At 64.1% G+C, this 26,672-nt stretch carries 26 protein-coding genes and 1 other RNA gene; 6 read left to right on the top strand and 21 right to left on the bottom strand.

Features of this window, described 5'->3' with window-relative positions; genetic code table 11:
* Nucleotides 1-2: 2 nt before the first annotated feature.
* Nucleotides 3-1,346: a restriction endonuclease subunit S gene (locus AU192_RS03885; RefSeq protein WP_064394414.1), complete on the bottom strand. Its 1,344-nt coding sequence runs from the start codon at nucleotides 1,344-1,346 to the stop codon at nucleotides 3-5.
* The gene (locus tag AU192_RS03880) at nucleotides 1,343-3,319 is read right to left on the bottom strand and encodes a type I restriction-modification system subunit M (RefSeq protein WP_064394413.1); all 1,977 of its coding nucleotides are present in this window, start codon (nucleotides 3,317-3,319) and stop codon (nucleotides 1,343-1,345) included. Before AU192_RS03880 ends, AU192_RS03885 begins: the two co-directional genes overlap by 4 nt.
* Before the next feature lie 120 nt (nucleotides 3,320-3,439).
* On the opposite strand from AU192_RS03880, the gene AU192_RS03875 reads away from it, so the two are divergent.
* Nucleotides 3,440-4,084, top strand: a complete 645-nt coding sequence (locus AU192_RS03875) for a DUF7255 family protein (RefSeq protein ID WP_242656895.1) — start codon at nucleotides 3,440-3,442, stop codon at nucleotides 4,082-4,084.
* Here AU192_RS03875 and AU192_RS03870 read toward each other — a convergent pair whose 3' ends face one another.
* Together AU192_RS03870 and AU192_RS03865 are read right to left on the bottom strand one after the other, a co-directional pair.
* Entirely contained in the window at nucleotides 4,085-4,669 is a 585-nt protein-coding gene (locus AU192_RS03870; RefSeq protein WP_082694897.1) for a recombinase family protein, read from the bottom strand.
* Nucleotides 4,670-4,909: 240 nt separating this feature from the next.
* Nucleotides 4,910-5,797: a hypothetical protein gene (locus tag AU192_RS03865; RefSeq protein WP_133148011.1), complete on the bottom strand. Its 888-nt coding sequence runs from the start codon at nucleotides 5,795-5,797 to the stop codon at nucleotides 4,910-4,912.
* A gap of 88 nt (nucleotides 5,798-5,885) precedes the next feature.
* On the opposite strand from AU192_RS03865, the gene AU192_RS03860 reads away from it, so the two are divergent.
* Nucleotides 5,886-6,233 (top strand): hypothetical protein, encoded by a 348-nt coding sequence (locus tag AU192_RS03860; RefSeq protein ID WP_133148010.1) that lies wholly within the window; start codon nucleotides 5,886-5,888, stop codon nucleotides 6,231-6,233.
* Between the two features lie 6 nt (nucleotides 6,234-6,239).
* On the opposite strand, the gene AU192_RS03855 is transcribed toward AU192_RS03860, so the two are convergent.
* The 16 genes from AU192_RS03855 to prfB form a co-directional block, all read right to left on the bottom strand.
* The gene (locus AU192_RS03855) at nucleotides 6,240-6,668 is read right to left on the bottom strand and encodes a hypothetical protein (RefSeq protein ID WP_064394410.1); all 429 of its coding nucleotides are present in this window, start codon (nucleotides 6,666-6,668) and stop codon (nucleotides 6,240-6,242) included.
* A gap of 401 nt (nucleotides 6,669-7,069) precedes the next feature.
* Nucleotides 7,070-7,282, bottom strand: coding sequence for a hypothetical protein (locus AU192_RS03850; protein ID WP_064394409.1), 213 nt, complete (start codon nucleotides 7,280-7,282; stop codon nucleotides 7,070-7,072).
* Between the two features lie 671 nt (nucleotides 7,283-7,953).
* Nucleotides 7,954-10,152: a DUF3631 domain-containing protein gene (locus AU192_RS25340; protein ID WP_120275406.1), complete on the bottom strand. Its 2,199-nt coding sequence runs from the start codon at nucleotides 10,150-10,152 to the stop codon at nucleotides 7,954-7,956.
* Nucleotides 10,149-10,301, bottom strand: coding sequence for a hypothetical protein (locus AU192_RS25630; RefSeq protein WP_165593262.1), 153 nt, complete (start codon nucleotides 10,299-10,301; stop codon nucleotides 10,149-10,151). Before AU192_RS25630 ends, AU192_RS25340 begins: the two co-directional genes overlap by 4 nt.
* Nucleotides 10,298-10,558, bottom strand: coding sequence for a helix-turn-helix domain-containing protein (locus AU192_RS03840; protein WP_064394408.1), 261 nt, complete (start codon nucleotides 10,556-10,558; stop codon nucleotides 10,298-10,300). The genes AU192_RS25630 and AU192_RS03840 overlap by 4 nt, the downstream gene beginning before the upstream one ends.
* 177 nt (nucleotides 10,559-10,735) lie before the next feature.
* Nucleotides 10,736-11,857 (bottom strand): tyrosine-type recombinase/integrase, encoded by a 1,122-nt coding sequence (locus AU192_RS03835; protein WP_064394407.1) that lies wholly within the window; start codon nucleotides 11,855-11,857, stop codon nucleotides 10,736-10,738.
* Between the two features lie 86 nt (nucleotides 11,858-11,943).
* Nucleotides 11,944-12,313, bottom strand: a transfer-messenger RNA (tmRNA) gene (gene ssrA / locus AU192_RS24955).
* Nucleotides 12,314-12,425: 112 nt separating this feature from the next.
* A complete protein-coding gene (locus tag AU192_RS03830; RefSeq protein WP_064394406.1) occupies nucleotides 12,426-13,271 on the bottom strand; it encodes a maleylpyruvate isomerase family mycothiol-dependent enzyme in 846 nt (281 codons plus the stop codon).
* 34 nt (nucleotides 13,272-13,305) lie between these two features.
* Nucleotides 13,306-15,570: a putative bifunctional diguanylate cyclase/phosphodiesterase gene (locus AU192_RS03825; protein WP_242656894.1), complete on the bottom strand. Its 2,265-nt coding sequence runs from the start codon at nucleotides 15,568-15,570 to the stop codon at nucleotides 13,306-13,308.
* 118 nt (nucleotides 15,571-15,688) lie between these two features.
* Nucleotides 15,689-16,534, bottom strand: a complete 846-nt coding sequence (locus tag AU192_RS03820; protein ID WP_082694895.1) for an EamA family transporter — start codon at nucleotides 16,532-16,534, stop codon at nucleotides 15,689-15,691.
* Nucleotides 16,531-17,037 (bottom strand): SsrA-binding protein SmpB, encoded by a 507-nt coding sequence (gene smpB / locus AU192_RS03815; RefSeq protein ID WP_064394403.1) that lies wholly within the window; start codon nucleotides 17,035-17,037, stop codon nucleotides 16,531-16,533. Before smpB ends, AU192_RS03820 begins: the two co-directional genes overlap by 4 nt.
* Nucleotides 17,038-17,039: 2 nt before the next feature.
* Nucleotides 17,040-17,936, bottom strand: a complete 897-nt coding sequence (gene ftsX / locus AU192_RS03810) for a permease-like cell division protein FtsX (RefSeq protein ID WP_064394402.1) — start codon at nucleotides 17,934-17,936, stop codon at nucleotides 17,040-17,042.
* On the bottom strand, nucleotides 17,936-18,625 hold the full coding sequence (gene ftsE, locus AU192_RS03805) for a cell division ATP-binding protein FtsE (RefSeq protein WP_064394401.1): 690 nt from the start codon (nucleotides 18,623-18,625) through the stop codon (nucleotides 17,936-17,938). The genes ftsX and ftsE overlap by 1 nt, the downstream gene beginning before the upstream one ends.
* A gap of 36 nt (nucleotides 18,626-18,661) precedes the next feature.
* Nucleotides 18,662-19,066 (bottom strand): Rv3103c family proline-rich protein, encoded by a 405-nt coding sequence (locus AU192_RS03800; RefSeq protein ID WP_064394400.1) that lies wholly within the window; start codon nucleotides 19,064-19,066, stop codon nucleotides 18,662-18,664.
* Complete coding sequence (locus tag AU192_RS03795) at nucleotides 19,063-20,040, bottom strand: mechanosensitive ion channel family protein (RefSeq protein WP_064394399.1); 978 nt, start codon at nucleotides 20,038-20,040, stop codon at nucleotides 19,063-19,065. Before AU192_RS03795 ends, AU192_RS03800 begins: the two co-directional genes overlap by 4 nt.
* Nucleotides 20,033-21,139: a peptide chain release factor 2 gene (gene prfB / locus AU192_RS03790; RefSeq protein ID WP_064394398.1), complete on the bottom strand. Its 1,107-nt coding sequence runs from the start codon at nucleotides 21,137-21,139 to the stop codon at nucleotides 20,033-20,035. Before prfB ends, AU192_RS03795 begins: the two co-directional genes overlap by 8 nt.
* A 163-nt stretch (nucleotides 21,140-21,302) precedes the next feature.
* Between prfB and AU192_RS03785 the strand changes: the two genes are divergently transcribed.
* Nucleotides 21,303-22,667, top strand: a complete 1,365-nt coding sequence (locus tag AU192_RS03785) for an FAD-dependent oxidoreductase (RefSeq protein WP_064394397.1) — start codon at nucleotides 21,303-21,305, stop codon at nucleotides 22,665-22,667.
* 32 nt (nucleotides 22,668-22,699) lie between these two features.
* On the opposite strand, the gene AU192_RS03780 is transcribed toward AU192_RS03785, so the two are convergent.
* Nucleotides 22,700-23,056 carry a hypothetical protein gene (locus AU192_RS03780; protein WP_064394396.1) on the bottom strand — a complete coding sequence of 119 codons (357 nt, stop codon included), beginning with the start codon at nucleotides 23,054-23,056 and terminating at the stop codon, nucleotides 22,700-22,702.
* Between the two features lie 23 nt (nucleotides 23,057-23,079).
* Here AU192_RS03780 and hisN point away from each other — a divergent pair, with 23 nt between their 5' ends.
* The 3 genes from hisN to AU192_RS03765 all read left to right on the top strand — a co-directional run bounded on the left by hisN (nucleotide 23,080) and on the right by AU192_RS03765 (nucleotide 26,598).
* Entirely contained in the window at nucleotides 23,080-23,874 is a 795-nt protein-coding gene (gene hisN / locus AU192_RS03775) for a histidinol-phosphatase (RefSeq protein WP_064394395.1), read from the top strand.
* 95 nt (nucleotides 23,875-23,969) lie between these two features.
* On the top strand, nucleotides 23,970-25,361 hold the full coding sequence (locus AU192_RS03770) for an acyl-CoA dehydrogenase family protein (protein WP_064394394.1): 1,392 nt from the start codon (nucleotides 23,970-23,972) through the stop codon (nucleotides 25,359-25,361).
* Nucleotides 25,362-25,383: 22 nt separating this feature from the next.
* Nucleotides 25,384-26,598: an acyl-CoA dehydrogenase family protein gene (locus AU192_RS03765; protein ID WP_064394393.1), complete on the top strand. Its 1,215-nt coding sequence runs from the start codon at nucleotides 25,384-25,386 to the stop codon at nucleotides 26,596-26,598.
* Nucleotides 26,599-26,672 lie beyond the last annotated feature (74 nt).

Here is a 26,672-nt window from a genome sequence, read left to right as displayed (position 1 = left end):
CGCTAGGCCGCCCCTCGCACGTCGATCTTCCCAGTCACCGCATCGGTAATGAGAGCCGAGCGGTACTCGCGCAGTGTCTCGATCACCGCGTTAGCCTTGGCGATTAGCAGGTCGATTTCGGCGCATCGAGCTGTCAGGAACGCGACAATCGCCCGCTGCTCCTGCACTGTTGGATGTGGCCATTCGAGTGCCGCGACTTTCTCCGCAGTGAAGTGACCGATGGTCGATTTCCCGCAAAGCACTGCTACATGGCCCGATTCGGTCGCAGTTTCAATCAGGTAGGCGAGGAATTCCGGAGAGTCGTCACCACGTGCGCGAGCACGATTCAACGACTTCTGGAACCCCCATCCTTCCAAATCTCGATCGAGAACGACGCATCGCCCGATTGCACCGCCTTCTACGACAAGCACGTCACCCTTCTTGAGAGTGAGTGATCGAATCTCGCCTGGGGTGAACCAGCACATCATTGGATTCTCAGTCTGCAGGCCCGCCGGTGTCAGGCTGCCCGCCTTCAAGTGGGGAAGCTCGACATCCGCTGCGTGCTGCGCCGCACCCTGGTACATCTTTCCGAGCGTTACGGAGAAGCCATGCTTGATTTTTCCGACTGTCCAGTGGAAGGGAACGCGCCCAATCCACGGGACGCCCGTTTCCTTCATCTCAACATTGGGATTGAGTCCCTTTGTGACGGCATGGGTGATGGTGGCGGTACGGTCCTCGCGCAGGATGGCGGTGAGTTTCTCCTGCTTCGCGATCAACGCATCGATCTTGGCTGTCTCCCTGTCGAGGAAGTCGGCAATGGTGATCTGATCGGGTGACGGAGGGAAGCAGACCCTTTCGTCGAAATAGCTCTGCTGATCGAGATTCTGAATCCCTGACGTCTGTTTGAGGGAACGACGAGTCAGGCGCGAGTTATACAACCACGAATGCAAGTAGGTCCAGAATCGAGGTTCCATGCCCGGCCTGAGAGTCACCCTCGCAACGAAGTTCGAGGTAACCGCGGCGTCCATCCGGTCATAAAGCACTACAAATCCCACCGGGTTGTTCTCGCCACCACCCGACTTCTCAAGGATGAGGTCCCCCTTTCGCAGTAAGCGGCCTTGCCTCTCCGGTCGACTCACCTTTCGATAAGTCACGTCGCGATCCTGGATGGCCAGTCTGGGGCGGTCGAAGTCGGCAACGCGAACACATCGGATGTCGTCCGGACCTCCATCTGGCTCGGCACCCCAAATTCCGTTCTGGCTGCTACTGACCGACCACTTAATGCGGTCTACAGTCCAGTGGCTTGGGACCTCTCCCAACCACTCGATGCCAGACGGTTTCAGGTCAGGATAGGTGGGCCAACTCATGCTCCGACCTCGTCGAGCATCCCCTGAATCTCCCCAACGAGGGCACGGAGGTCTTTCTGGATTTCTTCGAGCGGGCGAGGTGGGCTGTAACGATAGAAGTGGCGGGTGAAGGGGATCTCGTAGCCCACCTTGGTCTTGTCGTGGTCGATCCAGGCATCGGGAACATGGGGCACGACCTCACGGACGAAGTACTCCTCAATGTCGTCGACCAGGGGCACGTTCTCGGTGTCGCGCAGCGAGGGGTCAGGTTCGCGATTGCCTTTGGAGTCGGTGACGATGACGGCGGCGTCGTCGTGCTCGCCTATGGTCGACCAGATTGTCTTGACGAGGGGGGCAGCCGGTTTGGTCAGCCCAGCCTTGCGGAGCGCGTCTTTTAGTTCGGTGATGAATCCGTCGCGGTCCTTCCATTCCCACCCGATCAAACCGGTCAAGGCGTTTCGGATAGCGGCCTTCTCGCCGTCCTTGAACTTGTCGACGCTCTTCTGAGCCAGCACTGCCTCAACGTGGTCCTCGGTTGGAGTGAATCGAAGCTGCAATGGACGTTCGATCGTGATGGTGGAGTAGCCGAATTCTTCACCCTTAAAGACCTTCGAGTGGGCAGGGCGCTCGTCGGTGCCGTGCTCATTGCGGAAGCTGTCGTAGAGGTGGCAGATCCGCTCGATGTCCGTGGGCCGCAGTTCCTTGCGCTTAGACCCCAACGACTTGCGCATCTTGCCGTACATGTCGACGGCGTTGATCAGTTGGACCTTGCCCCTGCGCTTGGCGGGTTTGTTGTTGTCCAAGATCCAGATGTAGGTGCTGATGCCGGTGTTGTAGAACATGTCCGTCGGCAGCGCGATGATCGCGTCGAGCAGGTCGTTCTCAATAATCCATTGCCGGATGTTCGACTCGCCCGAGCCCGCGCCACCGGTAAATAGCGGCGAGCCGTTGAGAACGATGGCCAGGCGGCTGCCGCCCTCGCCACCCTTGACAGGCTGCATCTTGGAAATCAGGTGCAACAGGAATAGCAACGAGCCATCCGACACCCTGGGCAGACCGGGGCCGAACCGTCCGGCAAAGCCGCGCTGCTCGTACTCGTCGGTGACCTTCTTCTGTTGGGTGTTCCACGCCACCCCGAACGGCGGGTTCGATAGCAGGAAATCAAAGTGCTTGGTGCGGAACCCGTCGTCGGTGAGGGTGTCGCCGAGGTAGATGTTGTCGACGTCCTGGCCCTTGACGATCATGTCGGACTTGCACATCGCGTACGAACGCGGGTTGATGTCTTGCCCATAGAGCACCGGGCGGGCCTTCGGGTTCATCTCGGTGAGATGGTCGTAGGCCGTCGAGAGCATGCCACCCGTTCCAGCGGCGGGGTCGTAGATGGTGCGGACCGTGCCGGGCTTGGTCAGCACGTCGTCTTGGGTGTGAAACAAGATGTCCACCATGAGGGAGATGACCTCGCGGGGGGTGAAGTGGTCACCAGCTTGGGCGTTGTTGGACTCGGCAAACTTGCGGATCAGCTCTTCGAAGATGTAGCCCATGTCGTGGTTGCTGATCACCCTTGGGTGCAGTTCGACGGCGGCGAACTCCTTGACGATCAGGTACAGGCGATCGGACTTGGCGAGGTCACCGATGAGGTCGATCATGCGGAACCCGTCGAAGACGTCGCGCACATTGGGTGACAGGTGCTCGATGTAGTCGATGAGGTTGTCGGCGACGCCTTCGGGATCGCCGACGAGTGCAGCGAAGGTCCATCGGGAGGTGTTGTAGAAGGGCAACTTGAACTTGGCCTTGAGCATGACGGCGGGATCGACCTTGGTTGCCTGGATCTTCTTGTACTCGGCCAGGACTTCGTCCTTGGTCGGTTCCAAGATGCAGTCCAGGCGGCGCAGGATCGTGAACGGCAGGATCACGTCGCCGTACTGGTTGGGCTGATACGGCCCCCGCAGCAGGTCAGCGATCTTCCAGATCAAGTTGGCATTGGTCTGCGCCATGTTCTCGATTCACTCCCCTGGTCCGATTCCGAGACAGGGGAAAACTACCGCGTCACGGTGGGCTAATGCCGGTATTGCGGGCCTAGTCGGCAGGTCGGACACGACCGGCAGACTGTAGAGATGGTCCGTACCGGTGCCCGCGCTGCGGTGCTGCAGCAACTGTTGTTCCGCGCCGGGCTGCGACCTGCGATACACACACCCTCACCGCCTCGATTGGATGGACTGTCCGGCGAAGCGCAGACGACCGTGACTACGCTGTACGGCAAGCTTGGCGGTTTGCAGCCGATGCGTGTCTTTCGCCCTGGGGCGTGGGACTTGGCGTTCGCCGACGGTCTGGTGTTGGAGCTAGACGAGGAGCTTCATTTCAATCGCTACCGGTTCAGCACCCTTCAAGCACCGGAGTCCGCCAAGCTGCCCTGGCGCGACGCCTACCCCGATTTCTGCCTGCGGTACGAGGACGAGTGCCTTCAAGCTGGCAAGTGGGGCAAGCGGTGGACAAGCCCTTCTTGTGAAGCGATGTTCGGATCTGCCGGCGAAGCCGGCAGTCTGCAGGACGCTGGTGCACCACGATGGAAGCAGCGCGCCCTGTACGACGCGATCAAGGACATCGCCGCCTCGGAATCTCAGACGTGGCGTCTCGCCAGACTGTCGGTGTGGGACAGCATTGGTGGCATCAGACTCGGCGCGGCGCTGAACAACGATGCCCCCATCGATCCCGAACTGCTCGGCGACCTCGTCGCCCAGCGGACGACATCAATAACGTGACTAAGTCTGCGCTTTCTCCAAGTACCGATAGAGCGTCGCCCGACTCACCCCGAGGTACTTCGCGATGTCCTTGGCGGTGTGACCGTCGGCCTTCATCCGCATCGCGGTGGCGATGTGCTCGCCGTCATCGACCTTGCGGGGCCTGCCGAACTTGGTGCCGTTCGTCCGAGACGCCGCCCGCTTGAGAGCGGTCCGCTCCTGGATCAACTCGCGCTCGTATTCGGCCAAGGACCCCAGGACGCCGATCATCATCCGGCCAGCAGGGGTCGAGGAGTCGATGCCGTCGGTGACCGACACGAGGGTGACGCCTCGGGCGGTCAGGTCGCGGACCGTCTGCAGAATGTGGAGCATGTTGCGTCCGAGTCGGTCGAGCTTCCACACCACCACGGTGTCGCCCGCACGGACGTAAGCCATCAGATCGGCCAAACCGGGCCGGTCGTCGCGAGCCCCCGACATCACGTCGGAAAAGGTCTTTGTGACTCCAGCGGCCTGCAGTGCCTCGTTCTGCTGATCGAGGGTCTGAGCGACGGTGGAGACGCGGGTGTAGCCGATGCGGGTACCGGTGGTTGTGGCGGAGGCGGTCACCGATCAAGTGTCTCATAAATGCTCTAGTCGCTAGTATTGAAACACTCGGTTTCGAGACGAACTTTTGAGACATGCCGACCTGGCGGAACTGCTGGCCGATGAGATCGCCGCGGTGCGTCTCAGAGGTGATCGTTTCTGAGACAGTTCGCACAGCCCTACGGCCACAGTTAGCACGGTGAGATCCTGGGCGACCTTGCAGGCTAAACCAGCCGTAAGCGAGGACTTGTCCCGCCAGGGCTGCTACGGCTCAGGCGAGATTTGCGGGATCACGACCGCGCCGCCGTGTCCCGGTTCAACCGTTCCTGCCACGCAACCCGCGGTTGCGGGTACGACCACGGTAGGTTGCGCGAGCGTGCCGTCAATTGCGACACCGGCGCGATCACGACAGCTAGGTGCGATCGACTCGGGGTCGTTCGGGTACTGAACGCGGACCGGTACCGGTTCCGTAATTAAGTTGTGCGGCTTTGGCTCAGGCGACGCTTGGAAAAGTCCTGAAATGGAGAAGGCAATCACTGCCGCCACAAAAGCGATAGAGCCATTGCGGAACTTGCCCATAAGGTCGTTGTAGCTGTCAGCGGTATCTCGATAGTGCGCGGCATCTTCAACCCGCGTCACATAGCTCCGAAGAATGCCGAGGCGACGGTTGGCGGCGCCATCGCCGACACCAGCCTGAACGGTCTCCACTGCGCTGTCGTACGCATCACGGAGCTCCGACACAGTCTTGTACTGCCCCAAAAGATACGAACTCCGCGCCAGTATCCACTCAACGTTGGGATCTTTGAAGATCCCGGCGATTCTCTGCTGGTCTGCAGACGGGCCTTCTCGGGTCTCCGCGTTAGCGAGCTCGATGATCGTGCTCCGTGGCACAGTCAAGATCTTTGCTGCGCGTGCGACGAGTGCAATGGCCAGAGACAACGCGACGACAACTGCGATCGCGGCGATTCCGGCTCCGAGCCACGATCGGTCCGAGTAGTCGATAAGCTGTGCACCTGCGATGATCGCCGCCACGACCGCACCGGCTGACGCCACAAGCCACTTCACAGTGGCGCGAAGATTCTCCAGCGCGGACTGGTAGTGACCGCCGAACGGTGCGTCTCGGTCCTCGTCGGAGGGCGACTGCTCCGTCATCAGACAAATGTAGTACATTCGAGACGTGGTTGAAGCTGTGAACCGCTAGGTTCAGAGCTGCCAGGGGGACGTTAAGCAAAGGATAACCGTGAAACACGACCTATCTAGCGGTGTCGATCAAGTTCACCTCTACACGATGCGCGAGTTGAACCAGGACACTGCGGGCACGATCGAGGAGATCAACAGGACGGGTAAGCCGGGGGTCATCACCCGTCACGGACGGTTTGTTGCGGTCATCTATCCGCTGGCAGGCGTTCCGCTCGAGGCCCGCGTGATCGCACGTGCGCTTGAAGATGTGGAAGTGAAGGCTCAGCTCATTGGCGAGTCGACCGTTGGCGGAATTATCACCGCCCAAGACGCGGCAGCAGGGTTAGACGTCGAGGTGGATACGAGCAAAGCGGACCGCGAACTGACCAGGCGATCACGCCGTCGGTAACGAGTGCTACTCGGGGCTGCTGACATCGATGTAACGGGCCAATTCAAGATTAGTCATCAACGAGACAACCAGGAGCGTGTCACCCTCTAGTTCATATCGGATGGCCTCATCGTCCGTAGCCCACCGATACACGGACACATAGTTACAGGCGTCGGAAAGTTCGTCGTCGCTTTCTGCTTCGAACCCTAGATACGACTGAATATCTCTACGCCTGACAGCACGCCGCCACATGATGCTTGGATGACCAACGAGATAGCCCTCTAACGGGTTCGGGGAGTCAACCTCTTCCAACTCATTGGCGTTGATCTCCATGATCTCGGCACGTACCCAAGGTTGCAGCTCTAGTTGGCGCATCCTTTCCAGTGCGTAATCTGAATATGCGACTCCGCGCTTGACTGGTTTGCGTTGCCAGAACTTCCCCACCACGATCGCCATTAGACCACGGGTTGTGCACAGAAGGCTCAGGACGTATCACCCTAGGTTTGACGCGCCCCTCAGTCTTGACGGGCCCTACTCACGACCCGGTGGAAACAGCTGCGGAGCGCACTTACTGCACCGAAGCTCCCGCTCATCGGTGTACTCGAGCGATGCACCCCGATAACCGCAGCCGGGGCAGCGTTCGGGCTGGACTCCGTCAGCCCAAGTGCGCCACCTGCCATCACGCCACTCCATACCTTGCATAGGCCTATTCAACTCCCTCGATGGCTCCGTGCACGAAAGGCGCGGCCCGGCCGATTCCCGCAGTGGATGCCCGTAGTGCGTCGCCCTGGGGCTATACCTGCGTCCCTATCGAACTGCACCCGAGCGCAAACCACCTCGCGCCGCATATGTTGCAACTACCGTCGCGACCACTCACCGTCACCGTCGTCCGGGTACACCCGCTCGATGGTGCCCACAAGAAGGGCGTCGATGAGGTATTCGTGGGCATCCCAGCCGCCCACCCACTGCTCCGGGTCGAGCGTCGCGGCCTCGGCATCCAATGCGGCGATCAGCTCGTCGTAGGTGTACTCGATACCCGTCATCAGGTAGGTCGTCCCGTCATCGTCCACTCACTCATTGTCCCATCGCACACCGACACTTCCTGCGGTAAGGCAAGGAGCAGCACGGACTGAGGAGCGAAAGCCGGACACCGGCGTTTGGTTCAACATCGGATCGAATTACATCTTCCAACAATAGTTTTCGGAATGCTCCCGACAAGCTTCCAGGTCAGCGGCATCGTGTGGATCAGCAAACTCCGCCGGGTACGGCCCCGGAAAGCTTGGTAGTTGTTGGAGAGTACTTACGTTCATTTTATCTGCGCTACAGGGTTTACAGGCTGCTTGCAGCGCAACGCCTTTCGGAGCCGCGTGCGCGCTACGCGGCTCCAAAGCGTCGGGCCTGCCTCGCAACGTCCGAGCGCATGCCGTTGACCACGTGGAAGATTCGTTGCCGCTGAACTTCCACGCGACCTAATACCGGTGCTTGCGACCCGCTACCGGCGCATCAGACCACCCGCGTGTAGATCCGCTGGCGTGGAGTGAACGGACCCCAGTGTACCGGCATTCAGCCTGGTGCCCATGTCGCAGGAGAGGCAAGCTGAATCCGCCTGCGGCTCATAATCAAGAAGCTTTACGTTCGGGTGGTACTAAGTCCCCGCGGGGCGTCCGGAAGCGTCCAGGCCGTCCGAAACTTGTTCTGAACAGGAGACACGACCGGACGGTTCAGGCATGCCCGGACATCTCTAGGTGTCCGGGTGTTTCGGGCCGTCCGCTCGTCTGTCCTGTTCTTGATGCGTTTCGGACGGGCTGGACGGGTCCAGACGCAGGTAGCGACCGAAGGCGTCATGGAAGTGCTCTAGCCGATACCCACGCTTGGTCTTCTCGGTGTTGTGACCTGACCTCACCCCGTATGGCGCGAGGCGGTGAGCCAGTTTGTTGGTTGTGTAGTCAAATTCCCTCCATGGTGAATCGGGGAAGTGTCGCAACGCGTCCACTAGGTCGATAGAGGGCAGAAACGACGCCGTCTTGTCGAGGAAGATCTGCCGAATGTCGCTGAGCAGCCTTACGTCCAACGAACGAGCCTGGTCGACATCGTCAGCGCCCTCGACCATGGCCAGGCAAGCGGCACGCGCCTTGGCGGGCCAGTCGCCTCCGGCGATGTCGGCAACGGCCACCAGTGGCTCCCAGGTGTCGGCGGCGCGATCCTCAACTGGCATGTCGGGCACGGCGTCGGTGAGTTCGTCGACGTGGACATGTGCCCAAACAGCCAGTCGGTCCCGCAACCGATGCAGTACCGGCTCGTCCCGGCGACACCGGAACTGCGCTACGCGCTCGTCACTGGTGCGACGACGCATCGTGATGTTGATCGCACGGTCGGTGATGGTGTCAGGCATGGCACCGATGCCTGCCAACGCCACCATGGCGAACGTGGGGAACTCCGTCGGAACCAACTGCGGCCCGACGCAGCGCAGTGCTGGCCGGTTGCGCTGATGGCCGGCGTTGAGCAGACCGCGCAGATCCTCGTTGTTCTCCGCGCTCCTCCTGTTGCCGAAGATCGTGTCCGCCTCGTCGATGATGAGCGTCGGCGGTCGGTCGCTGTTAAGCGAGCGGAAGACTGCCGACACCGAGGCGTTGACTGTGATGAGCGGAGCGTGGCACATGCCGCTGATGACATCGAGGGCGCGGGACTTTCCACACCGCTTCTGCGGGCTGTTCAGCACAAGTCGAGGCGCAGCGTTCCACGCCTCGATGGCGTGGGTTGCGGCTACCCACAGCGCCACAGCGACGGCGGCATGGTCGTCCGGGAACCACACATAGCGGCGCAGAGTGTCAAGTAGCTCGGTGAGCAAATCTCGACCATCAAGGACAGGTGTGTCCGCCGGCGGCGTAGACGATCCCGAGGTTGCACATTCGCGGCTGGTAACGAACGATTCTCGCGGATCGGGGTCGTCACGCTCGGGCACCGCGCGTGGATTGTCTAGGCCTGCGGTCATGCCGCTGGTGACGGTGGTCTCCGCTTCTTCACGGGGCAGGCCGCACCGCTCTGCCGCCTCCAGTAGCGCGGTTTCGGCGCGTCCGCAGTCCAGGCCCGCACCCGTCACGTACTGACCGAGCGTGAACGCGGCCCGATTCAGGGTGTCGTTCCTGCGACCCTCGGCGGCTTCGGCCACCTCCTTGGTGGAGTTGGTCAGCACGGCTTTGAGGTAGGCGCGCTGGCGGGCGTCGGGAGGTGTCCCGTCCCACGGCTGGCCATCTACGGCGGGCACGGCCTTCCGCAGGTGTTCGTCGAGCCAAGCGGCCAATGCGGCTGCGCCTGCCTCGTCTCCCTCGATGCGCATGCTCGCCAAATCGTTGAACACGATCTCGTAGCCCTTGCCGTCGTACTTCGGGCGTCGAGTACCGGGAAGAAACACGTTGGCACCCTTGGCTTGCAGGTCCACCCCCGGCAACCCGGGAAGCTTGCCGTGCACGGTGTTGATGTCCTCGCGCCAAGCCCCGTCGATGTAGAAGTGACGGCCACCTGACGGCGTAATGACGTCCGCGAAGATCCTCACGTTCAGACCGCCAAGCCACTGGCGCACCGCGTCGATGTCACCACCGTTGCGCGGGTCCACGTCCACCACGATCACGCGCCCGCCGGTGTTAGCGCACAGGCAGTCACCCATGCTAAATGACCCGTACCTGGCGGAGTTCCAGAGATCGTCGGCGGCTTGCCATCCGCGGGGCCGGTAGAACTCGGCCTCGTCATCACGGCGGGGTCCGCTGGTCCAGACCGCGCACCGAAGCGAATCGAGGTCTTTAAGAAACTGGCGTTCGTCGTCGTCGAGCAGAGTCAGGCCATACCGAACGGGGGTATCCTGGCTGTCAGCTCCGTTGGTCGCGTGAGTGTTTCGGGCCGGTCCGATGTTTCGCGCATCGGACCGGTTCTCCGTTTCGGTCATTGCGCCGACACCTCGATCTCGTCGAGGGCGTGAGGCCCGCCACCGATGCGGTGGTCGGAGTCGCTCAGGTTGTCCTCAAGCAGATCCCGGTCCACCTGCTCACGGCAGGGCATGCAGTACGACTTCACCCGAGGCGTATCGACGGTCACAGGCCCATCACCCGCTTGCGTGACGTGAGTGTCAAGCCGGACGGCGAAGGCATCGCCTCCGCCGGAATCCGACGTACTTCGTTGGAGCAGGCTGTGAGGGCATCAGCGATGTCCTCTTCCGTCATCCGCCAGTGCCGCCCAACCTTGCGGCCTGGGAACACGCCGGAACGCAGCTTCTCGATCAGCCACCGTTCGGATGGTGCGCCCATCTTGTCGGCAGCGTCGGCGCTGGAGTAGGTGAGATTGGTCGTGGACACGAAGGACCCCTTCTGATCGAACTGATCAGACCCTTGGGGTCTCCTTCGGCACATCCTGCGGGGCAGGTCTCGAAACAACGGTAGCAGACACGAAAAACCTTGAGGGAACGCATAAGCGACGCTCAGCAGATCGAAATGCCTTGCGGGCCACAATATCCTGCTAGCTACTAGAAATGCTTAGACACCAAGAGCAGCGCCGATGGCGTCTGCTGCTGCCGACATGGACCGGCGGTCGATGTGGGCGTACAGACCGATGGTCGTGTTGATCGACTCATGGCCGAGGTGCTGCTGGATCACCGGCAGCGGGACACCGGCCAGCACCATCCAAGAGGCACAGGTGTGGCGGAGGTCGTGGATCCGGGGCCGGAGGATCGGGACGGACTTGTCGGTGATCGGGTTGCCGTCGGCGTCGGTCGACGGCCAGGTCCTGGCCACCGCCGGGGACCAGACCCGGTCGTGGAAGCCGTTCGACTTCACGAAGGTTCCGGCCTTATTCAAGAAGACCCACTCACTTGTGACGTCGAGCTTCTCCAGGGTGGCCTTCGGGACGTTGATCGTCCGCACCGACTTCTTGGTCTTCGGCGGACCGATCTCGTATCCGCCTCGATCGTAGGTCCGCTTCCAGGCCTTGGTGATCCTCACAGTGCCTGTCTTGAGGTCGATGTCCGAGGGCTTGAGTGCGGCGGCTTCGCCCCACCTGGCACCGGAGGCGACCAGGAACTCCACCATCGGTCGCCAGTACTCGCTGACGTTCTCCAGCAACCGGGCGAAGTCTTGATGGCTGAGGCAGATCATGTCTGCTCGCTCGGTCGTCGGCAGACGCTGGCCCAGTGCCGGGTTGCTCGGGATGCGACCGTCGCGGACGGCGGCGTTGAGAGCCGAGGACAGGAAGCCGTGCTTGTTGCTGATGGTCTTGCCCGAGGCTCCGGCAGCGGCGAGATCCTGGGTCCACTTCGCCACATGCTCGCGGGTGAGCGCAGTCAGTGGCAGCTCCCCTAGCGACGGTCCGATGTCCTTCTTTAAGTAAGACCGGTAGTCCCAGAGCGTCGACTTCCGCAGACCAGTCAGATGGTCGATGTGGTGCTCGACCCACTCCGCCACCGTCGTCGTCGAACCAGCCGAGTCGGCGGCCAGAGCCGCCAGTGCCTGCTCGGGTCCGAACTTCTCGACGAGGCCCTTGAACTTGGTGGCCGCGACGAGATCCTCGAAGCTGGTCGAGGTCTGCTTGCCGCCAAGGCGGTAGAGGACCTGGACGAAGGTGCTGCCGTCCTTGCGGGTGCATGGTCTCAGCGATGCCATGGCGGCGACTATAGACCGCGATGTTGATGAGATGTTGATGGAAAAGAAAACTGGCCAGAGCCTTAGAGCTCTGACCAGCTTCTATTCGGTGGAGCTGCCGGGAATCGAACCCGGGTCCTACGGCGTTCCCTCAAGGCTTCTCCGTGCGCAGTTCGCTATGCCTCTACTCGGATCTCCTGATCACGCGAACAAGTCAGGATGACGATCCCAGTCGCTGTTTGATGTCCCGATGAGTCCCGCGACCGAACTCACCGGTTTATCCCTCTAGCTGATGCCAGGCACCGGGTCGAGGGCTCTCCCGGGCTGACAGACTAGCTGTCGCTTAGGCAGCGAGAGCGTAGTCGCGCTGATTGGAATCGGCGCTTAATTGGTTGCAACGACGCTTAACGGTGGTCTCTTGCCTGCACCGGCACGCTTCCCTTGATTCGACACTCGAAGTCGAAACCGTTCAGCCCCTGTGTAGTTGTCTAACAACGCGCCCGCCGATCTACGGCAGGACATTCCATGGTACGCGACCTACAACGCCCGGCACTACGTATTTATGCCCGCGCCGGCCCAAAGCCCCTGGTCAGATCACGTAGTTGAGGTGATCGACGACACGCCTGGCGACCTCCCCGTCGCCGCCGAAGCCAATCTCGTCGGCGTGCTCGGCCAACGCGACCCGCCCACCGGCCAGCCGCGCGAACAGCAGCGCATCGAGCGTGATCGTCGCCGTCGGTTCCGCATCGCCGAAGTCCTCGACGACCTTGCCCCGGCCCTCGACCGCGACGTTAATCGTCCTGCCCAGCGGTCCCGTCAACACGATCGACACCCGCGACCCGTCGGGCGCCCCACCCAGTTTGCCCACGACAAAACCCATACTGGCCGCCATCTCGTCGAGCGCCAGCATCGCGGGCGCGCCCGTCGGGTCCGACGCCGGCCGCCCGAGCGCATCGCGGATGTCGTGCTCATGCATCCAGCAGTCGAAGATCCGGACCCGCATGAACCGGCCGTAGCTGTCCGGGCCGGCCGGCGTCGCGGTCACCTGGTTCCACTCGTCGTCGCCCATCGCGGTCAGCGCCGCACGACGCTCGGCGGTGACGGCCTGGAAACGGTCCCTCAACTCCGCGCCGCTGATTGTCCGCAACTCGAGCACCCACCGCTCGTTGAGCACACCGATGTCGTTGCGCACGTGCTCGAACACCGACACATCGACATCCGGCTGCGGCATGTCCATGCCCGCCAACATCGACTCGGTTCCGACCATGTGGGCCGTCACGTCGTGCACCGTCCAACCGGGCAGCGACGTCGCGGCCTGCCAGTCCGATTCGCCCAGGCCCGCCAACAGGTCACCAATCGTGTGCCATTCGGCGAACAATGCTTCGACGACCGCAGTCTTGTCGAGCTGGGTGACCGGACGCGAGGGGCTGCTCACCGCCCGACCGTACCGCTCGTCACCGATGATCGTGCTAGGAACCCGCGACGCTACGGTGTGTCGGCCGCATGAGGTTCGGCGGCAGATCGGTGATCGCAGTGGGCGACCCGAACAGATACCCCTGAGCCAGCGAGCAGCCCGCGAGGAACACCATCTCGGCCTGCTCCACCGTCTCGATGCCCTCGGCGATCACTTCCAGGCCCAACGGATCGCACACCGCGATCACCGATCGGTACAGCGTGGCGGCCTGCGCGGGTTCGGGTCCGGCCAACAGGCTGCGGTCGAGCTTGACGATCTGGATGGGTAACGCGTGCAGATAAGTCAGCGAGTTGTACCCGGCACCGAAATCGTCCAGGGCCACCTTGACGCCAATAGACCTGAGCCGCCGTATTTGTGCGGCTGCCTCGTCGAGATCGACGACCGGCACGGTCTCGGTGATCTCCAACGTCAGCCGGCTGGGTTCCATGCCGTAGCGCGCCAGCGTCCCGGCCACCACGTCGCGGAATCCGCCGTCGCGCAAGCGTCCCGCCCCGATGTTGACCTGCAAATCGATACCCGAACCGGCCGCGGTGACTTCCCGGCAACTCTGGTCGAGCACCATCGCGTCGAAGGCATCGCCGAGCCCCGCGGCCTCGGCGGCGGCCACGAACGTCTCGGGCGGTATCTGCGTGCCGTCGGGTGCGATCCACCTCGCCAGCGCCTCGATGGCGACCGGAACCTCCTCCGGTAACCGAACGATGGGCTGATAGACGAGGCTGAACCCGGCCGGCGGCTCGCCGTCGGCGTGACGCAACGCGGCGGGAAAGTCCACTGCCCGGCCGATCATCGACGGGTAGACGACGACGATGTCTTTTCCCAGGCGTTTACCCTCATACATCGAGTGGTCGGCCTTACGCAGCAGATCGTCGGGCGTCTGGCTGTCGTCACCGGCATGCGGCCGCACCAGGCCCATGCTCGCGCGGACCCGCACGCTCGAGCCGTGAACCGCGAACGGCTCGCGAAGCGCGGCCCGGACGCGGTCGGCGACGACTTCAGGTGCGGCCACGTCGCTGTTGATCAGAATCGCGAACTCGTCACCGCCGATGCGTGCCAGGGTGTCCGATTCCCGCACGCATCGTCGGAGGCGTTCGCCCACGGCCCGCAGCAGCTCGTCACCGCCGGCGTGCCCGAACCGGTCGTTGACGACCTTGAAGTCGTCGAGGTCGACGAAGATCAGCACGAAACCGCCTCTGGTTGCCGCGGTTTCGAGCTCCTTGCCGAACAGCAGCCTGTTCGGCAGCCCGGTCAAGGCGTCGTGATGAACCTGGTGCGCGAGCCGGCGCTGGGCGTCGAGCAGCCGCACCGTCAACCTGTGCTGCGCGCGCATCGCGAAGGCCTGGCGCGTGGCGACGAGCAAAACCATCAGCACCGCTCCGACAACCAGCACCCCGTCGATCTCCTTGCCGATCATCACGTGGTAGCCGTAAAGCATTGCAATTCCGGCGAATCCGGCGAACGGCAGGACCAATTGCACCCAGTCCATCAGCCGATCGCTGCTTTGCGCGGCGGCTTCTGACTGCGGCGTCGGTGTGGCGAGTGCGTAGATCACCAGTATGAGTCCGATGATGAACGCGCCGCCGCCCCACAAGTCACCGTTCTGCAAGCCGACGGTCCGGAAGTAGGCCACCAACCGGTCGGCGCACGCGAGCAACATGACCCCGCCGGTCAACAGCAGGCAGTCCGCCCGATATGGCCGGCCTGGCCGATAGAGACTGGCGAAGAACACCCCCGCCACCACCGCGCACAGCTGGAGCAGCGAATAGGTCACCAGGATGGGCGGGTTGTCCGACCGGGGGAACGCCGCTGCGGCCAGTGCACCGTATCCGGCCATGTAGGACAGCAGCGAAAACGAGATGGCCGCCACGATCGCGTCGAGCACGGAGGCGACGAGCGAGTAGTGGTGCACGGGGTCGGGGGTTTTGGTGCGCCCGACGCCCACGCGCCCGAGCACGACCACTGCCGAGAAGATGAGCACCGCGGGCAGCAGATACGCCACGGTCTCTCTCGCACCGGCCACTCGACCGTCGTCGGAACCTCCGCCCGTCCACCACAGCAGTTCACCGATGAGCCAGCTCAAGCACGAGGCAGCGATCAGGACCCGCCACCATCGAGCTGTGCCGTCAACCTTCCGAGCGACCACGAAGCCGCGGACGACGATCACGGCGCCCAGGATCGCCTGCACCGCGATCATCCCCGCCTCGGCGCGGTCGTATCCCCACGGTGCCAGCGCATTCACCACGACTAAGAGAAGCAGGGCCACGACGACGCCGTAACGCCAGCGATGACCCCTGAGCAACACGCCTTCCCCGCCTTTCCGTTCGTCATGATGCCTTATTCAATGAAGTGCTTTCGTCGGCTCGGCCCAAATAGTCGTGTCGTCAGCCTGCGGCGATCATGGCCACCGCAGCCAGCGCCAACACCATGCCGAGCACCTGCCAGCGTGTGACCCGCTCGCGCAGCACCACGATCGCGAGCAACACCGTCGCTGCCGGGTACAGCGACATGAGCACGCCCGCCAGCGACAGCAGCGCCGCCTGAAGTGCCAGCAGCATCGCGATGTTGGCGCCGACGTCGATGAATGCCGCGAGCACCGCCAACCTCAGCGGGGCGCCCGACGGCGGTCGCAGGTTGCGGCTCACTAGCGCGATGAGGACCACCAGCGCCGTGGCCGATGCGCGGGCGAACACCAGCGGCCACAGCTTTGCGTCCACCGGCGCCTGATCGATCAGCACGAAGTTCAACCCGAACGCCACGCCCGACCCGACCGTCAACCACGCCACCGTCGGGGTGAACCTGTGCTCCTTGACGTCCTCGTCGGACGCCTCCCGGCTGACCAGCACCACCGCCACCAACGCCAGCGCCACGCCCACGCCGGCGATCAGCCCGGGCCGCTCCCCCAGCGCCAGCCCGACACCCACCGGGATGCCCGCCACCAGGATCGCGGTCAGCGGGGACACCACCGAGATCGGCCCGGAACCCAACGCGGCGTAGAACCACCAGACACCGAACGCCTGCGCGACCCCGCACAGCACGCCCCAGACCACTGCGCCGTGCGAGACGTCCCCGCCGATCGGGACCGCCAGTACTGCGAGCACCACCAACGCGATCGGATAGGAGACCAACACGACGCGCAACGCGGCGACGCGGCGCGAGGCCAGCCCGCCGACGAAGTCGCTGATCCCGTAGCCCAGCGCCGACGCCAGCGCGAGCGCGACTCCGATCAGGTCATGCCCTTGGCGCGGCGCCCCAGCTCGCGGGTGATCTCGCGCTGCGCGTCACGACGCGCCAGGTCCTGCCGCTTGTCGCGGGCCTCTTTACCGCGGGCGAGCGCCAGTTCCACCTTCACCTTCCCGTCGGTGAAGTACAGGGACAGAGGCACGAGCGTGAGGTTGCCGTCGCGGATGCGGCCGATCAGCTGATCGATCTGCTTGCGGTGCAACAACAGCTTCCGGTTGCGCCGCGGCACGTGGTTGGTCCAGCTGCCGTGGTGATACTCGGGGATGTGCAGGTTGCGCAGCCACACCTCGCCGTCGTCGACGGTGGCGAAGGCGTCGGCCAGCGACGCCTGTCCGTCGCGCAGGCTCTTCACCTCCGTGCCGACGAGCTGGATACCCGCCTCGAACGTCTCCAGGATCGAATAGTTGTGTCGTGCTTTGCGATTGGTCGCGACGACCTTGTTATTGCTGGACCGGGACGGGTCGGCTTTCTTGGCGCCCTGTTTTGCCATGGCTACCTTCGTATGTAAAGCCGCAGTGTCACGTAAGCGGTGATACCCGACATCGCCAACCCCAAGAACAGCATCAGCGGAGCGCTGAAGTACAGCACGTCGGCGTAGTCGACCTTGGCGATCAGATTCGCTTGATAGAACTGGTTGAGCGCGTTCTCCAAGAAAAGCGCCCGCACCACGATCAACCCGATGATCGCGATGACCACACCGATCAGGGCGGCAAGCATCGCCTCGACCAGGAACGGCAACTGGGTGTACCAGCGGCTGGCCCCGACCAGGCGCATGATGCCGATCTCGGTGCGTCTGGTGTACGCCGCGACTTGGACCATATTGGCTATCAACAGGACCGCGCCCACCGCCTGAACCAACGCCACCGCGAACGCGGCGTTGCTGATGCCGTCGAGCACCGCGAACAGGCGGTCGATCAGCTCCTTCTGGTTGAGCACGTTGAGTACGCCTGGCTGGCCGACCATCGCCTCGTCGAATTCCTTGTGCTGCTCGGGGTCGTCGAGCTTGACGATGAACGAGGCCGGAAACGCGTCACGGCCCGCGACGTCCTTGTATTGCGGGAACTTCGTGATCGCGTCCTCGTAGGCCTCGTCGCGATTGAGGAACCGCACCGAGCGCACGTCGTCGCGGTCCTCGATCTGCTGGCGCAGCGCCTTGCACGGGTCGGCGTCACACGACGGGTCGTTGGCCGAGACGTCGTTGGTCAAGAAGACCTGGCTTTCGACGCGGTCCAGGTAGATGTTGCGGGACTGGTCGGCGAGCCGGACGACGAGCAAGCCGCCGCCGAACAGGCCGATCGAGATGGCGGTCGTCAGGATCATCGCCACGGTCATGGTGACGTTGCGACGAAATCCGGTGAGGACCTCGTTGATAAGGAAGCCGAAGCGCACTAGCGATCCATTCCGTAGACGCCGCGCTGCTCGTCGCGAATCAGCCGGCCGAGTTCGAGTTCGACGACCCGCTGGCGCATTGAGTCGACGATGTGGTGGTCGTGGGTGGCCATCAAAACTGTGGTCCCGGTGCGGTTGATCCGCTCGAGCAGATCCATGATGTCCTTGCTGGTCTCCGGGTCCAGGTTGCCCGTGGGCTCGTCGGCGAGCAGCACCAGCGGCCGGTTGACGAATGCGCGCGCGATTGCGACGCGCTGCTGTTCGCCACCGGACAGTTCGGCGGGCAACCGGTTGGCCTTGCCCGACAGGCCGACCATCTCCAGCACGTCGGGCACCACCCGGTTGATGGTCTCGGCGCGCTTGCCGATGACCTCGAGCGCGAATGCGACGTTTTCGAAGACGGTCTTCTGCTGCAGCAGCCGGAAGTCCTGGAACACACAGCCGATCACCTGGCGCAGGCTGGGGATGTGGCGCCCGGGCAGCTTGTTGACGTGGAACTTCGACACCTGGATGTCGCCGTGGGTCGGCGCCTCCTCGGCCAGGAGCAGCCGCATGAACGTCGACTTGCCCGACCCCGACGGCCCGATGAGGAAGACGAACTCACCCTTGTCGATCTTGACCGAGACGTTGTCGAGCGCGGGCCGCGCTGACGACTTGTACTGCTTGGTCACGTTGTTGAGGGTGATCATCACGGGTCGCCAGTGTAGCGGTGAAACAGTGCCGCCCTAGCTGGGCGGAGTCGTCGTCGGTGGTGGCAGCAGTTGCGGGACCGGGGGCACCAGCGGCGTATCCGTCGTTGTGGGCGTTCCCTCGGGCCCGATCTCCGGCGTCGTCGGGCTGGTCGGCGAGGTCTCGGTCGGACTCGTCGTGGTGGTCGTCGTGGTTTCGGTCGGGCTCGTGGTGGTCGTGGTCGGTGGTTCGGTGGTCCGACGCACGTTGGTGCGCGGCACCCACGTGTAGTTCGGGTCCGGCACGAACCCCGGCGGGACCACCGCAGGAGCGGGCGCGGGCGGTTCGGGGGGTTTGGGCTCGAACGTCTGGTTCACCCAGAACAGCGCCACGAACGCCGCGATGAGCACCACCGTCGACACCCGCATCCGCCCGAAACGGGCGCTCAGCCAGTTCCTCACTTCTTCTGCTCCGCCGAGCCCTGCGTCTCATTTCCCGCGCCGCCGTCCGTCGCCGGGTGGACGATGGCGCCCACCGTCGGTGTCACACTGTCGGTCGGCGACACGATCCCGGCGCGGCGTAGCTCGGCGATCACCAACACGCGGATGCGCCGGCCGACCTCGAACTGCTTACCGGGAAGTGTGCGCGCGACCATCCGCAGGTTCACCGTCTCGAGCCCGATGCTTTCGACACCCATCAGCTGGGGCGCATCGAGCATGAGTGCGCTGAGTTGCGGATCGTCTGTTGCCTTGCGCGCGACGGTGTGCAGAAGCTCGTTGACCTCGTTGAGGTCCGACCCCGTCGGCACCGGAATGTCGATGACGGCGCGCGCCCAGTCCTTCGACAGGTTGAGCGATCGAACGATGTTGCCGTTCGGGATGGTGTACATCTCACCTTCGGCGGTGCGCAGCTTGGTCACCCGCAACGTCACCTCCTCGACCGTTCCGAGCGACTCCTCGGGTGCACCGACCATGCTGAGCTGCACCAGATCGCCGAAGCCGTACTGCTTTTCGGTGATGATGAAGAAACCGGCCAGCAGGTCCTGGACCACCTTCTGCGCACCGAAGCCCAGCGCGGCGCCCAGCACCGCGGCGGGCGCGACCAGCGACCCGATCGGGATCGCGAGCGTGTCGGTGATCTGCACCGCCACGATGATGAACAACAAGGCCACCGTCACCCACGAGATCACCGAAGCGACGGCCTGGCGGTGCTTGGCGCTCTCCGAACGCACCAGCTGATCGCTTTCCAGGTATTCGGCGTCGATGCGGCTCACGATCCGCTGCGCTGCCCAGTTGATGAAACGCGCTGCCAGCAGTCCGCCGATCAACAGCAGCGCGATCGTCACACCGCGGTCGAGAATCCAGTTGCCGATGCTGCCCTTCCAGAAGCCTTCCCAGCGCTCCCCGAGGGACAGTGCGATCAGACTGTTATCCATCGTCTTGACTCTTGCGCCAACGAATGCCCGCCTCGAGGAATCCGTCGAGGTCGCCGTCCAGCACCGCGGCGGGGTTGCCGACCTCGTACTCGGTGCGCAGATCCTTGACCATCTGGTAGGGGTGCAGCACGTAGGACCGCATCTGGTTGCCCCACGAGCTGCCGCCGTCACCCTTGAGGGCGTCCATCTCGGCACGCTCTTCTAAACGTTTGCGTTCCAACAACTTTGCCTGCAAGACCCGCATCGCCGAAACCTTGTTCTGCAACTGCGACTTCTCGTTCTGACAGGTCACCACGATGCCTGTCGGGATGTGGGTCAGCCGGACCGCCGAGTCGGTGGTGTTGACCGACTGGCCACCTGGGCCACTGGAGCGGTAGACATCAACGCGCACATCGCTTTCCGGGATATCGATGTGGTCGGTGGTCTCCACCACCGGCAGCACCTCGACGTCGGCGAACGATGTCTGCCTGCGGCTCTGGTTGTCGAACGGGCTGATGCGCACGAGGCGATGGGTGCCCTGCTCGACCGACAGGGTTCCGTAGGCGAACGGTGCGTGCACCGCGAACGTCGCGCTCTTGATGCCCGCCTCTTCGGCGTAGGAGATGTCAAAGACTTCCACGGGATAGTCGTGCTGTTCGGCCCAGCGGATGTACATGCGCATCAGCATCTCGGCCCAGTCCGCGGCGTCCACCCCGCCGGCGCCCGAACGGATCGTGACGACGGCCTCGCGCTCGTCGTACTCGCCGGACAGCAGGGTGCGCACCTCCATCGCCTCGATGTCCTCGCGCAGCTTGGCCCGCTCGGCGTCGGCTTCCGCGAGTTCCTCCTCGCCGCCGTCCTCGGCGGCCAGTTCGTACATCACCGGCAGGTCGTCGAGGCGCTGCCGGAGTTCCTCGACGCGCCGCAGCTCGCCCTGGGTGTGCGACAGCTCACTGGTGACCTTCTGAGCGCGCGTCTGGTCGTCCCACAGGTTCGGGTCGGAGGCCTCGTGCTCGAGCTTCTCGATGCGACCGCGGAGGCCTTCGACGTCGAGCACCCGCTCCACCGTGGTCAGGGTGGCGTCGAGGGCAGCGAGGTCGGCTTGACGGTCAGGATCCACGGGAGTTCAGGTTACCCGTGAGCCGACACGCGCCGGTTCTCGCGACTGGCGGCAACAAGGCCCGTCCGCGTTCTAGCATCGGATGCGTAACCAGTCGGCTTCGACGCGACAGCCCCTTGCGCGAGGCCGGGCAGCGAGAAGGAAGCTTCGACAAAAGGTGTCCATGCGCCCCTATCACGTGGCGATCGTCGGCTCAGGGCCTTCGGGCTACTTTGCCGCGGCGTCATTACTCAAGTTCGCCGATTCCCAGGACGACGCCGACGTACGCGTCGACATGCTCGAGATGTTGCCGACCCCGTGGGGCCTGGTGCGCTCGGGTGTGGCACCTGACCATCCGAAGATCAAGTCGATCAGCGCCCAGTTCGAGAAGACCGCGTTGGATCCGCGGTTCCGCTTCTTCGGCAACGTCGCGGTCGGCGAGCACGTGCACCCCGCCGAGTTGGCCGAACAGTACGACGCGGTGGTCTACGCCGTCGGCGCCCAGTCCGACCGGGCGCTGGGGATCCCCGGTGAGGACCTGCCCGGCAGCGTCGCCGCCGTCGATTTCGTCGGCTGGTACAACGCCCACCCGCATTTCGAGGAGATCGCACCCGACATCTCCAGCGGTCGCGCCGTGGTGATCGGCAACGGCAACGTCGCCTTGGACGTGGCGCGGATTCTCGTCACCGATCCCGACGTACTGGCCGCGACGGACATCGCCGACCACGCGTTGAAGTCACTGCACGACCGCGGCGTGGAGGAGGTCCTCGTCGTCGGGAGACGGGGGCCGTTGCAGGCGCCGTTCACCACATTGGAGTTGCGCGAGCTCGGGCACCTCGAGGGGCTCGGCGACGTCGACGTCATCATCGATCCCGCCGACTTCGCCGACATCACCGACGACGACCTCGAAGCGGCGGGCAAGACCGTGCGCAACAACATCAAGGTGCTGCGCGGTTATGGGGAACAGACACCGAAGAACGCCAAGCGGCGCATCGTCTTCCGCTTCCGAACCTCCCCGATCGAGATCAAGGGGGACGGTCGCGTCGAATCGATCGTGCTCGGCCGCAACGAGCTGGTCGAGGAGAACGGCCGCATCGTGGCCAAGGACACCGGTGAACGCGAGGAGGTGCCGGCCCAGCTCGTGGTGCGCGCCGTCGGCTATCGCGGGGTTCCGACACCCGGCCTGCCGTTCGACGAGCGCAGCGGCACGATCCCGCACACCCACGGGCGCGTCGAGGGCAGCCGCAACGAGTACGTCGTCGGCTGGATCAAGCGTGGTCCGACGGGTGTCATCGGCAGCAACAAGAGCGATTCGCAGGAGACCGTGGACACGCTGATCGCCGACCTGTCGGCAGCGCAACTCGCCGACTTCGCCGAGGACCATTCGCGGCGGCTGGCCGAATGGTTGGTCGAGCGGCAGCCGAAGGTGATCACCGATGACCACTGGCGGCTGATCGACGAGTACGAGCGGTCAGCGGGCGAACCGCACGGCCGTCCGCGCGTGAAGCTGACCACTGTGGCCGCGATGTTGAGGATCGGGCACGGCTGAGCATCGGCTCGTCGTGCACCAGGCTTGAAGCCTCAGGAGTAGGGCGGTGGCGGCGCCTCGGGTGGCGGGGCCTGCGGCGCGAATCGCCAATTGTCCGGATTCTTCGGCGAGTAGACGACGGGAAACAATTGACCCATCGTCGGCCAGTCGTCGACGTCGACCTCGAGCCGCTGGTACACGACATGCTCGTTGACCGTGGGCCCGTTGATGACGCCGGTGATCGTGACGTACTGCGGCCCGGTGACCTCGGCTGGTCGCGGGCTGACCCCGGTGACCAGAAGTTGACCCGACGGCCAGTCATTGGGTGTGCCGCGACGGCGCATCAGCATCGGTCGGGCCAGCAGCACCAGCGCACCGACGATCAGCAGTATCACCGCGAATTCCCACATCCCGACATGGTAGGACGACAGGCATGGATCCCGACGCGGACGATCTGGCATTGGCGCTCGCTCTGGCCGACGAAGCCGATGCTCGGACCACGGCCCGCTTCGGCGCGGTCGACCTCATCGTCGAGACCAAACCCGACCTGACCCCGGCCACCGATGCCGACCTCGAAGTCGAATCGATGATCCGGCAACGACTCGGCGAGCAGCGCCCGGCCGATTCGGTGTTCGGCGAGGAGTTCGGCGGCACGAGGGAGTTCGCGGGCAGGCAGTGGGTCATCGACCCGATCGACGGCACCAAGAACTTCGTGCGCGGGGTACCCGTGTGGGCGACGCTGATCGCGTTGCTGCACGACGGCGTACCCGTGCTCGGCGTGGTGAGCGCACCCGCGCTGCACCGGCGATGGTGGGCGGTGACCGGACGGGGTGCGTACGCGCAGGTGTCCGGGCAGGCGGAGCGACGGCTGAGCGTGTCGAAGGTCGAGGACCTCGGCTCGGCGAGCCTGGCGTTCTCCAGCCTCTCGGGGTGGGCCGACCGCGGCATCCGCGACCGGTTCGTCGCGCTGACCGACGCGGTGTGGCGGGTGCGCGGCTACGGCGACTTCTACAACTACTGCCTGGTGGCCGAGGGGGCCGTCGACATCGCGATGGAGCCGGAAGTCTCGACGTGGGACCTGGCGCCGCTCGACGTCCTGGTGCGCGAGGCCGGCGGCCGCTTCACCAACCTCGCGGGTGAGGCCGGCCCGCACGGCGGCAGCGCGGTCGCGACCAACGGGCTGCTGCACGACGCGGTGCTGCGCAGCCTGTCGGCACCTGGGTTGTGAGTTCGACAACACCTTACCGATGAGTCAGATCCGATACCTTACTCTGGAGTCAGTTCGACGAGTCGGACGTCACAAATCGAAGCGAGGCAGTCGAAATGAGTAAAGCCCTGCCGTCGAAAAACGGATCCAAGTCGAAGCGAAGCGACAAAGAAAGCGCGGTCGGCCTGAAAAAGCACAAGCGGTCGGCGACCGATCTCGGTCTGGCGTTGGTCACTCCCCTGGTCGGCCAGGAGTTCCTGGACCGCTACAACCTGCGCGATCCGCTCAACCGCGGATTGAAGTACGGCGTCAAGCAGGTGTTCTCGTTCGCGGGCGCTGCCAGCAGGCAGTTCAAGCGGGTGTCGGGTAACCAGAGCGGGCCGACGCGGTTGAAGAAGAGCGGTTCGGACTACTTCGACCTCACCCCCGACGACGAACAGCAGATGATCGTCGAGACGGTCAGTGAGTTCGCCGAGGAGGTCATCCGGCCCGCGGCGCGCGAGGCCGACGAGTCCGCCGACTACCCCGTCGACCTCGTCGCAAAGGCATCCGAACTCGGCATCACCGCGATCAACGTGCCCGAGGACTTCGAGGGCATCGCCGCGCACCGCGCAGCGGTCACCAACGTGTTGGTCGCCGAGGCGCTGGCTTACGGCGACATGGGCCTCGCGTTGCCCATCCTGGCCCCCGCGGGTGTCGCGTCAGCGCTCACACACTGGGGCAGCGCCGATCAGCAGGCCACCTATCTGAAAGAGTTTGCGGGCGAGAATGTTCCGCAATCCTGCGTGGCGATCGCCGAACCGCGAGCGCTGTTCGATCCCACCGCGTTGAAGACCACCGCGGTCCGGACCCCGAGCGGGTACCGCCTCGACGGGGTCAAGTCGCTTGTGCCGGCCGCCGCCAATGCCGAACTGTTCATCGTCGGAGCGCAACTCATCGGCAAGCCCACGCTTTTCATCGTCGAGTCGTCGTCGAAGGGCCTGAGCATCACGCCCGACCCGGGTATGGGCATTCGTGGAGCGGCGATCGGCCAGGTCGCACTCGACGGGGTCACGGTGCCGCTGTCGGCGCGCCTCGGCGAGGACGGCGCAACTGACGAGGACTACTCGGAGGCGCTCGCGCTGTCACGGCTCGGCTGGGCGGCGCTCGCCGTCGGCACCGCTCACGCGGTGCTCGACTACGTCGTCCCATATGTCAAGGAACGGAAAGCCTTCGGTGAACCGATCGCGCACCGACAGGCGGTCGCGTTCATGTGCGCCAACATGGCGATCGAGTTCGACGGTCTGCGCCTGATCACGTGGCGCGGCGCGTCGCGGGCCGATCAGGGTCTGCCGTTCGCCCGCGAGGCCGCGCTGGCCAAACGGCTGGGCACCGACAAGGGCATGCAGATCGGCCTGGACGGTGTGCAGCTGCTCGGCGGCCACGGCTACACCAAGGAACATCCCGTCGAGCGGTGGTATCGCGATCTGCGCGCCATCGGCGTCGCCGAGGGTGTCGTAGTTATCTAGTCTCACGAGCGAAAGTCGAATCATGGCAATCAATTTGGAGCTGCCGCGTAAGCTCGAGGCAGTCATCGAGAAGGCCCATCAGGGGGCCGCGGAGATGCTGCGCCCAATCTCTCGAAAGTGGGATCTGCGCGAGCACGAGTATCCGGTGGAGCTGGACACCCTGGCCACCCTGTTCGAGGGCATCCAGGACGCCAAGGCGTTCGCGTTCGCAGGCGCCGAGGCGTTCGCGGGCGGTGACGAGCCCAGGGACGCCAACCACAACGGCGCGAACATGTCGGCCGTACTCAACGTGATGGAGATCAGTTGGGGGGACGTGGCTTTGATGCTGTCGGTGCCGCGCCAGGGGCTCGGTAACGCGGCGATCTCCAGCGTGGCCACGCCCGAACAGCTCGAGCGTCTCGGCAAGGACGTGTGGGCCGCGATGGCGATCACCGAAGCGGACTTCGGCTCCGACTCGGCGGCGGTGTCAACGACGGCGAGGCTGGACGGCGACGAGTACGTCATCAACGGCGAGAAGATCTTCGTCACGGCCGGATCCCGCGCCACCCACATCGTGGTGTGGGCGACGCTGGACAAGTCGCTGGGCCGCGCGGCGATCAAGTCGTTCATCGTTCCGCGCGAACATCCAGGGGTGACGGTCGAGCGACTCGAGGACAAGCTCGGCATCAAGGCCTCCGACACCGCGGTGATCCGATTCGACAATGCCCGGATCCCCAAGGACAACCTGTTGGGCAGTCCGGAGATCCACGTGGAGAAGGGTTTTGCCGGGGTCATGGAGACCTTCGACAACACCCGGCCCGTGGTCGCCGCGATGGCCGTCGGCATTGCCCGCGCCGCCCTCGAGGAGCTGCGCAAGATTCTTACCGAGGCCGGCATCGAGATCTCCTACGACAAGCCGTCACACGCACAGAGCGCACCCGCGGCGGAGTTCCTGCGGATGGAATCCGATTGGGAGGCCGCGTATCTACTGATGGTGCGCTCGGCGTGGCAGGCCGACAACGACATTCCGAACTCGAAGGAAGCGTCGATGGGCAAGGCGAAGGCCGGCCGGGTGGCCAGCGACATCACGCTGAAGGCGGTCGAACTGGCCGGCACCGTCGGGTACTCGGAGGTCACCCTGCTGGAGAAGTGGGCCCGCGACAGCAAGATCCTCGACATCTTCGAGGGCACCCAGCAGATTCAGCTGTTGGTGGTGGCGCGCCGGCTGCTCGGCTTGTCGTCGGCAGAACTCAAGTAGGCCGGGCTGGTGCACCGTTTGTGAACCTGACGACGGAAATCCCGAAAAAGCGTCGCTGATTTCACAATTGGCGC

The organism is Mycobacterium lehmannii, from assembly GCF_001499925.1.
GTDB classification, from domain to species: Bacteria; Actinomycetota; Actinomycetes; order Mycobacteriales; family Mycobacteriaceae; genus Mycobacterium; species Mycobacterium lehmannii.
The sequence above is the reverse complement of the archived record's forward strand: the minus strand, read 5'-3'. Positions and strand labels throughout refer to the sequence as shown.